The following is a 13,336-nucleotide window of genomic DNA, read 5'->3' on the forward strand; positions in this document are numbered from 1 at the left end:
CGTCCCGTCGTCCTTGTGCATAATTGGAGTCAAGCATGAAATGCTCGAGAAGAGAGTTTCTCGGCTTGTGCGCATCTGCCTGCCTGGCCTCGGCGTCCCCCTTCGCCCTTGGGGCGTGCTCGTCTTCGCCCGGCGGCACGCCTGCCGGCAGGCCCGTGGTGTACTCGTCGTTCTATCCCATATTCGACATAACGCGCGAGATCGCAGGGGACACGCTTGACCTGCACGCGTTCATGCCGCCAAACAAGGACCCGCACCTGTGGGAGCCGACCCCCAAGTCCCTGAGGCACCTGGCGGCCTCGCAGCTCCTGATCGTCAACGGGGCAAACATGGAGCGTTGGGTGGACCAGGTGCGTGACAACCTGCCGAACCTCGACATACTCACCCTCTCCGACGACATCGACCTCATCACGTACAAGGGGGCGGCCGCCATGGGAGAGTTCCAGTACATGGCGCGCCTCGAGGTCAAGGCCGGCACCTATGGCTTCGAGTTCGGGCACACGCACGAGGACATCATGCGCGTCGCCTTCATCGAGCGGGGACCCCAGACCTCGGAGGCCGACCTCGTGAGGCATGGGCGCGAGGTCATGAACCAGCAGGGAGAGGTCATCGCCCAGCATCGGACGTTCACGGTGAGGGCCGACCAGGTCTATGCCCTTGAGATGGGGCATGAGAGCGGCTACATCGGCTTCACGCTGCCCAGGGACGGCGACTGGATTCTCCTCTCGGACCGCGCGTCCGAGAGCCTCCTGTCGTATCGGCTGGTCACGTCCGAGGACGGAGACGAGATCGCGGTGACCCCGCTCCTCGAGGGGTCGTCGTCGGGGCACGACAAGGTGACCTTCGACCCGCACTCCTGGCTGTCGCTGGTGAACGCGAAGCGCTACTGCAGCTCGATCCAGAATCGGCTTTGCGAGCTCTCTCCCGACGACGCCCGCGTGTACAAGAAGAACAAGCTCGACATCGTGTCCCGCATGACCGACCTGAGCGCCGAGTACGACGAGAAGTTCGCGAGGGTCGAACGCAGGGAGTTCGTCGTCACGCACAACGCCTACTCCTATCTCTGCAGGGACTTCAACATCAAGCACTTCCCCCTGCAGGGGCTCACCTCGACCGAGGCCCCGGCGCTCAAGACGGTTCGCAAGGCGATCGACTTCTGCAAGAGCCACGGCGTGACGACCGTCTTCTACGAGCTTGGGATGTCATCCAAGGGGGCTGACACGGTTGCCAGCGAGATCGGGGGCAAGGCGGTCCCGCTCGCGTCCATGGAGTACGTGAGCGAGGAGCAGGGCGCCGAGATAGGCGGCTATGTCGAGATCATGCGGTCGAACATAGAGGCCATCTACCAGTCCCTGACGTAGGAGGTTCCATGAATGTCATCAACGTTTCAGACCTGCGCTTTGGATACACGTCCGAGGCGGTCCTGCGGGGAGTGAGCCTCTCCGTCGGGGAGGGGGACTCGTGCTGCATCACGGGTGAGAACGGCTCAGGCAAATCGACGCTGCTCAAGGTCATCCTGGGCGAGCTCAGGGGCTTCACGGGCACGGTCGAGCTGTTCGGCTGCCCCATCGCGCAGCTGAGGGACCTGTCCCGCATCGCGTACGTTCCCCAGGCGAGCGTCATGAACAAGGTCGCGTTTCCTACGACCTGCCGCGAGATGGTGTCCCTCGGCCTGTATGGCGACTTCGGGTTTGTCAAGGTGCCGCGCAAGAGGCATTTTGACAGGGCCGAGGCGGCCCTGTCCGAGATGGGGCTCGGGCGCTACGTGCGCACCCCCTTCAACGAGCTTTCCGGCGGGCTGCAGCAGAGGGTGATGATCTGCAGGGCCCTTGTCAACGACCCCAGGCTCCTGGTGCTGGACGAGCCCACCGCGGGCGTCGACAACGAGAGCAAGGTGCGTTTCCTGGGTCTTCTGGAGCAGATACGCCATGACCGCAACATCACGGTCCTGCTCGTGTCCCATGAGCTCGACCTCGTCATGAAGCACATGAGCTTCGACGCCATCTATCGTATCGACGCGGGAGGTATCTGTCGTGCTTGAGTTTGACTTCATGCGGCGCACGCTGGCGGCCGGCATCATGCTTGCCATCGCCTTGCCGCTCATCGGAATAGTCATGATAAACCGCAAGACGTCCATGGTCAGCGACGCCCTGTCCCATGTGTCCCTCATGGGCGTCGGCATCGGCCTGATCTGTGGCTTCGACCCCGTCGTGGGGGCCGTCGCCAGCTGCGTCGCCTGCGCCTTTTTCATCGAGGGCGTCCGCGCGAGGATGCCGCAGCTCGGGGACATGTCCGTGGCGGTGATAATGAGCGCCGGCCTCGGCCTTGCGGTCATCCTTGCCGACCTCGCGCCGGGAGGGAACACCTTCGAGTCGTACCTGTTCGGTTCCATATCGTCGGTGACCCTGGTCGACCTGGTGAGCACCGCGGTCGTCTTCGTGGCGACTGTCGCGGTCAGCACGTTCTGCTACGCGGGCCTGCTCGACCTTGCCGTGGACACCACGCTGGCGAGGCTGACGGGTGTCCCGGTGAGCCTGGTGAACGGCGTGTTCACGCTGCTCACGGCCATCATGGTGGGACTTGCCTGCAAGGTCGTGGGGGCGCTTCTCGTCGTCTCCCTCGTGACGCTTCCCGTTGCCTGCGCCCTCACGGTGAGCCGCAGCTATCTTCAGACCTGCGTGCTCTCCGTCATCCTGGGCGTGGTTTGCACCCTGTCCGGCCTTGCCTTCTCGTACTACCACGACGTCCGGCCCGGAGGCTCCATCGTGGTGTCCGCCGTGGTCCTCATCCTGCTCTTCCTCGGGTATGCGCATCTCTTCCGCAAGGGGAAGGCCGTCACCGACTGACGGCCTTGCAGGGCAAAGACTCCCAAACGGGAGAGAAAGGGGCCCCAATGCCGTCACCGGCCGACGGTATTGGGGCCCACCCATGCGGAGGTCTAGTCCCCCATGAGCTCCGTGACGTGGAGGTCGAGCCCTGACGCCTCGATGGCCTCGCGCGGGCCAAAGACGCACACGCGCCTCTCGCCCGCCAATCCCGCGAGGGCCGCGCCGGCAGCCCGCACGTCCTCTGTCGTGACGGAGAGCTCCTGCTCGCGCAGCTGCTCCCTCCAGCCCTCGGGCCTCCTGCCAAAGTACTCGCCGTCTTGCCGGCGCGCGAGGGAGCGGGGCTTGGCCGGCGCGTCGTGCGCAGCCACGCAGGAGACGACATACCCCCCCAGCTCGTCGGCGTCACCCTCCCACGCAGAGAGCCACTCGGCCGCGGCCTCGTAGCGAGCCAGCGTGCCGTCCACGTTTGGGTCGCGGTAGGACCAGAAGAGCCTGCTGCCCTGCAGGGTGCGACGGAAGCCAACCCCGTAGGCACCGCCCTTCACGCGCACCTCGTTCCAGAGGTAGTCCAGGCTCAGGATGCGCGAGACCACCTGCCAGCCGCCATCGCCCGGCAGGTCCCTCTCGCTGCGCGCCGCGCCCTCCACCACATAGCTCACGTCCGAGGGAATCACGAAGGCCTCGTCTCTGGGCTCGGCCAGCTCGATCGAGAGGCGCTCCCTCGCGTCACCATCGCTCACGTTCAGCCCCAGCGTGCCCCCCGTGGCCCAGAAGCGCTCCAGGTCGTCGCGCGGCCCCACGAAGCTCACCGTGGCTCCGTCTGCGCAGAAGATCCTCTCGCAGAGATCGCAGAGCTTGCGCGAGAGGTCGTCCTTGCGCTCGTCCCAGTGCGCCAGCAGGTCCTTGAGGAAGAGGTAGGCGTTTACGCCAACCACTCTGTCGGCCACCACGGCACTGGCCGTGAACTGGGTCGATATGCGGGCCATGGCCGCCGCGTGCCCGCCATTGGCGAAGGCCTGCGCCATGGCCACACGCTTCTGCTGGAGGATCTCCCTCATGCGGTCGGTGTCATCGAAGCGGGTGCTCCCCCAGACCTCGGACGGAAGGGTTGCCAGCTGGTCCACGCGCTCCGAGAGGGAGCTTGCCCCCACCACCAGGAGGGGCAGCACCGACAGTGGGTCGCCCAGTTCGGCATGGTTGTCGGTGAAGAAGCTGAGGTTGCCCAGCTGCTCCTCGACCAGGGTGTCCAGCTCGGCCGCGCTGTGCCTCTCCGTGTCCAGCTTGCCCAGGAGGTCCGTCAGGACGCCCACATAGGGCAGCTCGTCCGCATCCAGGCAGCGCAGGTCGAAGTAGTGGTAGGCGTAGTCGATGCGATGGGTGGGAAGGTCATGGTGCAGGCAGGGGAGAGGTGCCTCGACCAGGCTCAGGGGCGTCTCGGCGGGGGCGTCCTCTATGTCGTCCACCGTGAGGCTGGGGAGCTTTGCCAGGTCGTCAGGGCTGTCCGGAGCCTCCTGCTCGCGGCGCAGCGCTGCCACCTCGTCGACCACGGCCCGGCGTTCCTCCTCGGTCATGCCCGCCCTCAGCCGCTCGAGGGAATCGTCTGCGTCAGACCCCTCCGTGGGAACCAGCTCGACCTCCGCGCTGTGAGCGCTCTGGCAGACCAGGTCGCGCAGGATCCCCTCGAAGTAGCCCTGGTCCATGCCGGCGCGCATGTGGTCAACGGACGCCTGGTAGCGCAGGTAGTCAACGGGCTTCTCGTCGTCGTAGAGCCAGCTGTTCATGACCTGCATCGAGAGGGCCACGCCGTCCGCGTAGTAGCCCCAGTCGCCCTCGCGCAGGTTGAACTCCGCCTGCGCGAGAGATGCCGAGAGCCGCTCCCTCTCGATGCCCTCGCACGCGAGCCTCGCACAGCATCCCTCGACCAGCTCGCGGAAGAGCTCGGCTGCGCCGGGACGCGCGCCCTTGAGGGTGAAGAGCACCATGGGCTGGAGCGTGCCGTCCGCCAGCGTGGCGGAGAATTCGTCTCCAAGCCCGGCGTCCAGCACGGCGCGCTTGAGCGGTGCCTCGTTGGAGCCGCAGAGGGCGTCAAGCAGCACGTCAACCGCCAGCACGCGCTCGCGATCGGAGGCGCTGCCAATCACGTAGGCAAGGCCCAGGCTGGCGTTCTCGGGGGCGGTTGCCATCTCCACGCGCACGAGCGGCCCCGTCACGGCCGGCTGCGGCTCGAGGGCGTTTGGCGAGCCGGCCTCTCTCTTGGGGGCTGCCTTGAAGCGCTCGTCGATGAAGGCGAGCTCGCGCTCTATGTCCACGCTCCCGTAAAGCACCGTGTAGCTGTTGTCCAGGCGGTAGTGGCGTGCGTGCGTGTCAATGAACTCCTCGTAGCTCAGCTGCGGTATGGCGGCGGGGTCTCCGCCGGACTCGTAGCCATAGGCGGTGTCGGGGAAGAGGGCTCGGTTGAGGGCCATGTAGATGCGCTCCTCGGGGTCCGAGAGGGCGCCCTTCATCTCGTTGTAGACCACGCCGTTGTAGCTGAGGGGGCCGTCCGTCCCCTCAAGCTCCAGGTGCCAGCCCTCCTGCTCGAAGATGCGCGGGCGGTGGTAGATGGCGGGGTGTAGCACGGCGTCCAGATAGACGTCCATGAGGTTCTCGAGGTCGGCCGTGTTGGTGGAGGCCACAGGGTACATGGTCTTGTCCGGGAAGGTGAGCGCGTTCAGGAAGGTCTGCATCGAGGTCTTGAGCAGGTTGACGAAGGGCTCCTTCACGGGGAACCGGTCGCTGCCGCAGAGCACGGAGTGCTCGAGGATGTGGAAGACGCCCGTGTCGTTTGCGGGAGGGGTCTTGAAGGCAATGGAGAAGGACTTGTTGCAGTCCTCGATCGCCAGCCACATGAGGCGCGCGCCCGTCGCGTCGTGGCGCATGACGTAGGCCTGCCCGCCCAGCTCCTCGAGGGGCTCCACCGAGCCCACCGTGAAGCCGTGGTGGTGGCTGCCGGGGGCGAGGCTGGGGTCTGGCAGGGTGAAGGGGGTCTTCTGGTCCGTGGTTGCCTGGGGCTCCTGTGACATGTGCTCTCCCAACGCCCGCGAGCGGGCAGGTCTAAGGCCGATGGCGATGCGCTTCCTGTACTTTACCCGTCTGACGCCCGTGCGTTCCCGCCGTGGATGCTAGAGTGCAAAGGCCGTGGCGGGGCAGGCCCGCCTGCCGAGCTTCGAGAGCCGTGGGGAGTGCAAGGTGACGGAGAAGGAGAAGTCCCAACGTGACGGGAAGCTGCTGAGGGGGGCGCTGCTCACGATGCTGGGGGGCACCCTCTGGGGCCTCAACGGCACGGTTTCCAGTATCCTCATGAGTCGCTACGGCGTGGAGCCCCTGTGGCTTGCCTGCGTGCGCGAGCTCTCGGCCTGCTGGCTCTTCCTCCTGGCAGCCCGTGCGAGCGCGCCCGAGAAGCTGCATGGCCTCCTTCGTGACCGCCACTCGCTCGCAGGCGTCTTTGCCGTTGCGCTGGGATCCATCCTCTTCTCGCAGGTCTCCTACCTCAAGGCCATAGACTGGACCAACTCTGCGACGGCAACGGTGCTGCAGAACCTCTCGGTGCTGCTGGTGATGGTCTTCGTCTGCCTGTCGAACAGGCGCGCGCCACATCGCCGCGAGGTCGCGGGCGTGGCGCTGGCGTTCCTGGGCACCTTCCTCATTGCCACAGGTGGGAACCCCGCAGCGCTCTCCCTTCCCCCGCAGGGGCTCTTCTGGGGGATGTGCTGCGCCATTGCGGCGACGTTCCTGTCCATCCAGCCTGTCAGGCTCATCTCGCGTTGGGGGAACTTTGCCGTGAACGGCCTGGCGTTTCTCATGTCGGGCGTGGTGCTCATGGTGGCCACGCAGCCCTGGGCCCACATGCCCCAGCTCGACCTTGCCGGCTGGCTCATGGTGCTCTTCTCCATCGTCATGGGGACCTTTGGCGCCTATGGCCTCTACCTGCAGGGCGTCAAGGAGGTAGGCGCCATGCGGGGCATCATGCTGGGCACCGCCGAGCCGGTCGTGGCAACCGTCTCCTCCGTTCTGCTCATGGGCATCAGCTTTGCGCCGACTGACCTGCTGGGCTTTGCCATGATCATCGTGATGGTGTTCCTCACGGCGTAGCGAGGCCTCACCTCGGCGTGCCGTCCCACGAAAACGGGACCGGCTCCACGCCGGTCCCGCAAGGTCTCGTTGGGTGTTGAGCCAGGCTAGATGCAGTTCATCTGCGAGAGGACCGAGGAGTACCAGAGCTCGGCCGTGGGAGGGCAGTACATCTTCGCCGCGTCCATGGAGATGGTGTAGCCGTATATGGCCGCCAGGCCGGAGACGTGGTCGCGGATCGCGCTGTCCCAGTCACCCCAACTCGAGCTGCCCCAGCCCCAGGCGTTGTAGGGGAGGAAGCAGTATTCGCCCTTGGTGCTCTCTATGCAGGCGATGGCGGGAGACCAGCGCGGGTCCACGCCGTAGTCCCAGGCCGCCTCGGCGAAGGTGCGCCCGTGCCCTGCCATGGGAGATCCTGCCAGGTAGTTGTCGATACGGCTCGTCCACTGGGCTACGAAGCTGTCGCGGTCGCTCCACTGGACGTTGCCGCCGCCGTTGTCCTCTTCGGGCGTCTCCACGGTGGCGGTGTTGCCCGACTCGGTGGTGAAGCTGCTGCCGCTGGCGCTGCGAGCCTCCTCGAGGGCTGCGCGCACCTGGGCCTGCTCGGCAAGCGCGGCCTTGTGGGCCGCCTCCTGGGCCTCCTCGCGCGCCGCGACGGCAGACTGCATGGCCTCCTCGGCCCTACTGACGGCGTTGTCCGCCTCGGACTTCTCCACGGCAAGCATGTCGCGCGTCTGCGCAAGCTGGCTCTGGGTCCGCACCAGCTCCTCGATGGCGTCGCCGCTCTTGCCCGAGATGACGTTGAGATAGTTCAGGGTGGCCACGAGCTGGTTGAAGCTCTCTGAAGAGAGAATCAGGTCAACCAGGGTGCCGCCGGACTGCTGCAGCTTGTAGAGGGTCGAGATGGAGCTTGCGGCGTTTGACCTCAGCTCGGGAAGCCTGGCCTCGAGCTCCTTGATCTGCCGCTCGTTCTCGTCGATGCGCGACTGGACCTCCTGCGCGTGCCTGGAGGCCTCCTCGTAGTCGCTCGCCGTCTGCTCGAGGCGCTGCTGAATCTCCGAGTTGGTGGCTGCCAGGGCAACGCTGGGCGCGACCGCCAGCGAGGGTGAGGCAAGGATCCCTGTCAGCATGATGGTGGTGGCGATTCGCGTGGCCCTGTGCACTGGTCCCCCTCGTCGTCGCTCAACAGAAGCGGTGCTCCCAACAAAAAGCATTCTTCACATGATACGAGCTTTTGGCCCCGGCTACATATCTTTCATGACTGCCGCAGCGAAAAGGGGCAGGCCCCAAAAGGGGACCTGCCCCAGAACGAGCGGACCTAGCTGGGGATTCGTCTGCCTATTTGATGACCAGGGTGTCACATCTGGCGTTTCTTGCCAGGAAGGTGGAGATGGACCCCAGAAGGGCGTACTTGATGGACGAGAGCCCGCGCGCGCCGCAGATGATGAGGTCGGGCTCGATCACATCGAGCATCTCCTCCTTGAGGGTCTCGCGGATGCGTCCCGCGCAGACCAGCACCTCGACCTTCTTGATCTGGGGGATCTGACGCGCCCTCTCCACGTCCTCGGCAACGGACCGGCGGAAGTCGTCCTCGAGCGTGGAGAGGATGTCGTGGGGGTAAGACCCTGCGGTCTCAAGCGCCGTGGAATCCACCACGTGCCCTATGTAGAGCTCGGCATTGTTGTTTGCGGCCATCACGATGGCGCGGTCGAGGACCTCCTTCTGCTGAGCGGTCCCGTCCAGGGAGACAAAGATCTTGTCGTAACCCAGGTCCTGGTAATCGGTCATCGCAGACACCTCCAGACTCAAGCAGGCCAGCTTCCCTTGAGGGGAGTGTACCCATGCCGGAAGACGTGACGCCGCCTTGCCCCAACGGCTCCGCAAGCGGTTGGGCCGTGGCATGGTTGTCTTGTGTGAGACGCCGCCTTTTCGCCTGCAAGGTTCATGATTGCCCTTGAGGAGAGGTGAGCTACGCACGAGGAGGCAGCGTGGAATTTTTGATGTCCCATCTGGAACTGCTCAAGGCGGCCCTCTACGGGCTGGTGGAGGGCGTCACCGAGTGGCTCCCCATCTCGTCCACGGGCCACATGCTGCTTCTGGGCAAGTTCGTGCGGCTCGACGTCTCCACTGACTTCTGGAACATGTTCCTGGTGGTCATCCAGCTTGGTGCCACCATGGCGGTCTGCGTGCTGTACTTCCACCAGCTCAATCCCTTCTCGCCCGGCAAGGGGCGGGCCGGCAGGCGCGCCACCTGGCTGCTCTGGGCGAAGATCGTGGTTGCCTGCCTTCCTGCCGCCGTCATCGGCATCCCCCTGGACGACTGGATGGAGGCCCATCTTGGCGGGCCCTATGTCATCGCGGCGGCGCTGGTCGTCTACGGAATAGCCTTCATAGTCATCGAGGGCGCCCGTGCGAGGAGGGCAAACGAGGCGCTGCGGCAAGCCGCCTCTGGCGCGGGCCCCCGCCACATGGCCCCTGCGCATGGTGAGGACGAGCTTCCGCTGGCGGACCGCGATGCCAGGGTGACGAGCATCGAGGAGCTGGGCTGGCCAACCGCCATAGGCATCGGGCTCTTCCAAGTTCTCTCCATGGTGCCTGGAACCTCCCGCTCGGGCTCCACCATCATCGGCGGCCTCATCCTGGGCTGCTCGCGCGCGGTTGCCGCGGAGTTCACCTTCTATCTTGCCGTTCCTGTGATGGTGGGGGCGAGTGGGCTTCGCCTCGCCAAGTTCTTCCTCAAGGGAAACAGCTTCAGCTCCCAGGAGGCCATGGTCCTGGCGTGCGGCTGCGCCTGCGCCTTCGTGGTGTCGCTTGTGGTGATTCGCCTGCTCATGGGCTTTGTGCGCAAGCACGACTTCAGGCCCTTCGGCTGGTACCGCATCCTGCTGGGCGCGGCCGTGGCTGCGTACTTCCTCTTCCTGGGCTGACACACGGCCGCATAACGTCTACCGGATGGGTGGCCCCTCTCGCATCGCTGGCGTGTGATACTCCCTAATATCTATGCGGGAACACGTGATGCCGGTCGCCTTGCGCGAATGGCGAAGGGAGAGGGGACGGCGTGGCAGAAGATCAGCTTGGCCCGTGGGAGAGGGTCCTCGAGGCAGAGATGGCAACCTTCCGAGAGAAGCTCCTCAGGCTGCGCGAGGCAATGGTGCGCGAAGACAAGCTCAAGGAGGAAAAGCGTCTGCTGGAGAGCAGCCTGCGCAACACCCCCGGAGCCACGCCCCGGCAGATAGACGAGTCTTCGGACAAGCTGGCAGAGAGCTACGGCATCCTGGGCAAGCTCGCCGACGTAAGCTTGCCCGACGCCCTCTGCGTGCTTGGCTTCACCATAATGGGTTCCGACCTGCACTGCACCATAGTGGAGAGCCTCTGCCTGGATGGCACGGTCATGCACCCCGGTGACGTGGCGGGCTCTCCCATCGTGGGCCTCATCGTGGGCCTGGTGCTGGTCAAGATCTCGCACATGGTCAGGAAGACGCGCCCGCGCCTGGCTCCCGTGGTGTTGGGAATCCCCCTCGCCTTCGAGCTCATGCGCGCCTTCACCTGGGCGCTCGAGATCCAGATGGCGGAGTTTCCCGGGGCGGGGTATCCGCGCCAGGTGTTTGCCGTGCCCATCGAGCTCTTTCTCCTCGGCCTGATCTTCCTTGCGTCCACCCTGGTGACCCTCATAGGCGGGCGCATGAGGCTGCGTGGCGTCCAGGGCTCTGGCGGTGCGAGGGATGGTGCTGAGCACCAGCACCAGCTGGCCCAAGAGGAGCAGCGCGCGCAGGCCTACTACGAGAAGCTCAAGAAGAGGCACCAGTCCGAGTTCGACGACATCGACTCCCGCCGCAAGGCCGCTCGTGCCGAGAGGGATGAGGCCCTTGAGGTTGTGCGCGGTTGCTCCTTCCCCAGGTCGCTGCGCAGGCTTGGCTCGGTTGCGGAGGTTGACCAGACCATTGAGGCAATTCGCGACTTCACGCTGTGGGCGCGTCAGAACCCGGCTGGTTCCGTGCGCGATGCCGCCCTCGCCTACGAGAGGGACAGGTAGCGGGCACCTTGGCTGGAAATCCTGTCACCCGCTGACAGGATTTCAGGACCAAACCGTGGAAAACGCCATTTTCGGCGACAAAACCTGTCACCGACTGACAGGTTTTGATGTGGTGGGCTACGCAGACGGGCGAGGAGAGGGGAGAGGACATGGCCAACGCGATCATCTACGGGACCATTGCCGCGGGCTTCTACCTTCTCCCGCCGCTCATCCTGCGTGACACGGGTAGCGGCATGTTCCTTCTCCTGCTGGCGCTTCCGCTGATCTGCCTGGTGATGTCCTTCTGGCAGGGGTGGCTAAAGGGTCTCTGGCTGGTGCATCCGCTGATCGTTGCGCTGCTGTTCCTGCCCACCGTGTGGATCTACTACAACGAGAGCGCTCTGTTCTACGTGGCTGCCTATGCTGTCATCGCCCTTGCGGGCATGCTCCTGGCCTGGCCGATCAGGGCCTGGCGTAACAGGAAGTGAGGGAGAAGGTATGACCAGCATCCTTTTCATCTGCCACGGAAACATATGCAGGTCAACCATGGCTCAGTACGTGATGGAGCAGCTGGCTCGCGGGGCGGGCCGCGAGGTCGAGTTCCTCATCGACTCGGCGGCAACCAGCCGAGAGGAGATCGGCAACGACGTCCATCCTGGTACCCGGCGCAAGCTGCAGGCAGAGGGCGTGCCCTGCGGACACCACCGCGCGCGCCAGGTGACTCCTGCGGACTACGAGCGCTTCGACCACCTGGTGATCATGGACGAGGAGAACCGCCGCGGTCTCAAGCGCATCCTGGGGTCCGACCCCGAGCACAAGGTGAGCAAGCTTCTCTCGTGGGCGGGGGTGGAGGCGGACGTAGCCGATCCCTGGTACACGGGCGACTTTGACGCCACCTATCGCGACGTGCGCAGGGGCTGCATGGCGCTGCTCGAACGGCTTCCCTGACCTAATGCCGCCGTTTCGTGCCCTTCGCTCCCCCTATAATCATCTCCAGAAGGCAGCGGTGGCTTCGTGTGCATTCTGATGGGGGAGACGATGGAGTCCTTCGAAGGCTTTTCGGACATGTTTGGCAGCTTCTTCTCGGACGTTCCAAAACCGGAGCCCTCACGTCCCGAGATTCCCATTCCCGTCAAGCAGCTCGAGGACTCGCTGGATTCCGCCCAGGCAAAGCTCAAGAGGCTTCGTGTGCTCAAGCAGCGCGAGGAGGAGACAGACCGCAAGGAGCGTGCGCTCAAGGACGCGATACATGCCGAGGCCAGATCAAGCGCGGTGCCGGTGGAGGACGTAAAGCCGCCTCGAGATACGCCGCACATCCTGCGGCTCCTTCAGGCTCGCTTCGTCGACGCTCTCTGCGTGCTCTCCCTCATCGTGATGGGATCGGGCCTTGGACGAGCCCTCATAGAGGCAATCTGCCTTGGAGGGACGAGGATACATGATGGCGGCGTCTGGCTCTCCTCGGCGCTGTTCTCTCTTTTTCTTGGAATCGCCTGCGTGCTTGCGTCTCATCGCCTGGAGGAAGGACATGCCCTCCTGAGCAAGGCCCTTGTCGTGGTTCCTGTCGCCCACTCCTTCGGGTCAGTTCTGATATGGGCCCTGGGCATCGCAAACACGCAGTTCATGGGCGAAAGCCACCCCTTGCAGGTGCTGGTGTTCCCCCTCACGCTTGGCCTGATGGCCCTTGTCATTTTTGTGTCCAAGGTATTGCCAGGACGCGCGCACGCAGCGGCAACACGTTTTGAGGGGAAGGAGCAGGAGAGCTACAAGCAGCGTGCTTCCAGGCATGAGCAGCTTCTGAGGGAAGAGGGCGCACGCGCAAACGCGCGTATCGAGGAGCTCAGGAGCGCCCACGCGAAGGAGCTCGAGGCCCTTGGCCTTCAGCGCCAAGAGATCAAGAAGAGCTGCGAGGAGCTTGAGCGAGACATCAGGCAGGTCATTCCTGACGTGCTGTGCGAATTTGGCTCTGCGAGCGGAGTGGACGAGACCATCGCGTCGGCCAGGAAGTATGCGCTCTGGGCCTTGCGCACGATGAGGCACGAAACCGATGCGCCGGATTCTCACGGCTACACCAGCGTGCAGCAGCTGAGAGATAGCTACGATTACGAAGAGAACATGCGAAGGCGCCATGCCAGGGAAAGCCGTGCGTACGAGGAGAAGATGGCAGAGATCAACCGGAGGAAGGCGCAGGAGGACGCGGAGCGCAGGAGGCAGGAGCTGCAGCCGCTCGTCGACGCCATCAACGATGCCTCCGACCGCGAGATCGATGCCCTACGCGACGCGGCGGTAATCGGCACCATCCATGCGGAGGATCGCGCCCAGCGCCTGGAGCGTGAGCTGAGGAGGCACCGCCCCTAGTCCCACGCGAATCAGATGGGCCCGCCGTGCT

The 13,336-nt window shown here is 64.8% G+C and carries 12 protein-coding genes; 9 read left to right on the forward strand and 3 right to left on the reverse strand.

Annotated features, from left to right (window positions below; genetic code table 11):
• Positions 1–65: 65 nt before the first annotated feature.
• The 3 genes from CZ375_RS01100 to CZ375_RS01110 are packed head-to-tail and all read left to right on the forward strand — an operon-like array spanning position 66 to position 2,846.
• On the forward strand, positions 66–1,361 hold the full coding sequence (locus CZ375_RS01100; protein ID WP_200799670.1) for a metal ABC transporter solute-binding protein, Zn/Mn family: 1,296 nt from the start codon (positions 66–68) through the stop codon (positions 1,359–1,361).
• Positions 1,362–1,369: 8 nt separating this feature from the next.
• Positions 1,370–2,041, forward strand: a complete 672-nt coding sequence (locus tag CZ375_RS01105; protein ID WP_077597493.1) for a metal ABC transporter ATP-binding protein — start codon at positions 1,370–1,372, stop codon at positions 2,039–2,041.
• Positions 2,034–2,846, forward strand: coding sequence for a metal ABC transporter permease (locus CZ375_RS01110; protein WP_234966784.1), 813 nt, complete (start codon positions 2,034–2,036; stop codon positions 2,844–2,846). The genes CZ375_RS01105 and CZ375_RS01110 overlap by 8 nt, the downstream gene beginning before the upstream one ends.
• Before the next feature lie 92 nt (positions 2,847–2,938).
• Here the strand turns inward: CZ375_RS01110 and CZ375_RS01115 are convergent, their stop codons facing one another.
• Positions 2,939–5,890 carry an insulinase family protein gene (locus tag CZ375_RS01115; protein WP_077597494.1) on the reverse strand — a complete coding sequence of 984 codons (2,952 nt, stop codon included), beginning with the start codon at positions 5,888–5,890 and terminating at the stop codon, positions 2,939–2,941.
• Between the two features lie 166 nt (positions 5,891–6,056).
• Here CZ375_RS01115 and CZ375_RS01120 point away from each other — a divergent pair, with 166 nt between their 5' ends.
• On the forward strand, positions 6,057–6,959 hold the full coding sequence (locus tag CZ375_RS01120; protein ID WP_234966785.1) for a DMT family transporter: 903 nt from the start codon (positions 6,057–6,059) through the stop codon (positions 6,957–6,959).
• Positions 6,960–7,045: 86 nt separating this feature from the next.
• On the opposite strand, the gene CZ375_RS08210 is transcribed toward CZ375_RS01120, so the two are convergent.
• Positions 7,046–8,101, reverse strand: a complete 1,056-nt coding sequence (locus CZ375_RS08210; protein ID WP_077597496.1) for a coiled-coil domain-containing protein — start codon at positions 8,099–8,101, stop codon at positions 7,046–7,048.
• Between the two features lie 175 nt (positions 8,102–8,276).
• Entirely contained in the window at positions 8,277–8,726 is a 450-nt protein-coding gene (locus CZ375_RS01130; protein WP_077597497.1) for a universal stress protein, read from the reverse strand.
• Positions 8,727–8,938: 212 nt separating this feature from the next.
• Between CZ375_RS01130 and CZ375_RS01135 the strand changes: the two genes are divergently transcribed.
• The 5 genes from CZ375_RS01135 (at position 8,939) to CZ375_RS01155 (ending at position 13,305) form a co-directional block, all read left to right on the forward strand.
• Positions 8,939–9,865, forward strand: a complete 927-nt coding sequence (locus tag CZ375_RS01135) for an undecaprenyl-diphosphate phosphatase (protein ID WP_077597498.1) — start codon at positions 8,939–8,941, stop codon at positions 9,863–9,865.
• 131 nt (positions 9,866–9,996) lie between these two features.
• A complete protein-coding gene (locus CZ375_RS01140) occupies positions 9,997–10,971 on the forward strand; it encodes a hypothetical protein (RefSeq protein ID WP_077597499.1) in 975 nt (324 codons plus the stop codon).
• Between the two features lie 149 nt (positions 10,972–11,120).
• Positions 11,121–11,438, forward strand: a complete 318-nt coding sequence (locus CZ375_RS01145) for a hypothetical protein (RefSeq protein ID WP_077597500.1) — start codon at positions 11,121–11,123, stop codon at positions 11,436–11,438.
• Between the two features lie 10 nt (positions 11,439–11,448).
• Positions 11,449–11,898 carry a low molecular weight protein-tyrosine-phosphatase gene (locus CZ375_RS01150; protein WP_077597501.1) on the forward strand — a complete coding sequence of 150 codons (450 nt, stop codon included), beginning with the start codon at positions 11,449–11,451 and terminating at the stop codon, positions 11,896–11,898.
• A gap of 90 nt (positions 11,899–11,988) precedes the next feature.
• Positions 11,989–13,305 carry a hypothetical protein gene (locus tag CZ375_RS01155; protein ID WP_143803045.1) on the forward strand — a complete coding sequence of 439 codons (1,317 nt, stop codon included), beginning with the start codon at positions 11,989–11,991 and terminating at the stop codon, positions 13,303–13,305.
• Positions 13,306–13,336 lie beyond the last annotated feature (31 nt).

The sequence above is a fragment of the Olsenella urininfantis genome, from assembly GCF_900155635.1.
Classification (GTDB): domain Bacteria; phylum Actinomycetota; class Coriobacteriia; order Coriobacteriales; family Atopobiaceae; genus Olsenella_G; species Olsenella_G urininfantis.

Excerpts from the sequence above, each read along its gene's own strand:
- CZ375_RS01105 (WP_077597493.1), top strand. The coding sequence starts at position 1,370 with ATGAATGTCATCAACGTTTCAGACCTGCGCTTTGGATACACGTCCGAG.
- CZ375_RS01130 (WP_077597497.1), bottom strand. The coding sequence starts at position 8,726 with ATGACCGATTACCAGGACCTGGGTTACGACAAGATCTTTGTCTCCCTG.
- CZ375_RS01145 (WP_077597500.1), top strand. The coding sequence starts at position 11,121 with ATGGCCAACGCGATCATCTACGGGACCATTGCCGCGGGCTTCTACCTT.
- CZ375_RS01150 (WP_077597501.1), top strand. The coding sequence starts at position 11,449 with ATGACCAGCATCCTTTTCATCTGCCACGGAAACATATGCAGGTCAACC.
- CZ375_RS01115 (WP_077597494.1), bottom strand. The coding sequence starts at position 5,890 with ATGTCACAGGAGCCCCAGGCAACCACGGACCAGAAGACCCCCTTCACC.
- CZ375_RS01135 (WP_077597498.1), top strand. The coding sequence starts at position 8,939 with ATGTCCCATCTGGAACTGCTCAAGGCGGCCCTCTACGGGCTGGTGGAG.
- CZ375_RS01155 (WP_143803045.1), top strand. The coding sequence starts at position 11,989 with ATGGAGTCCTTCGAAGGCTTTTCGGACATGTTTGGCAGCTTCTTCTCG.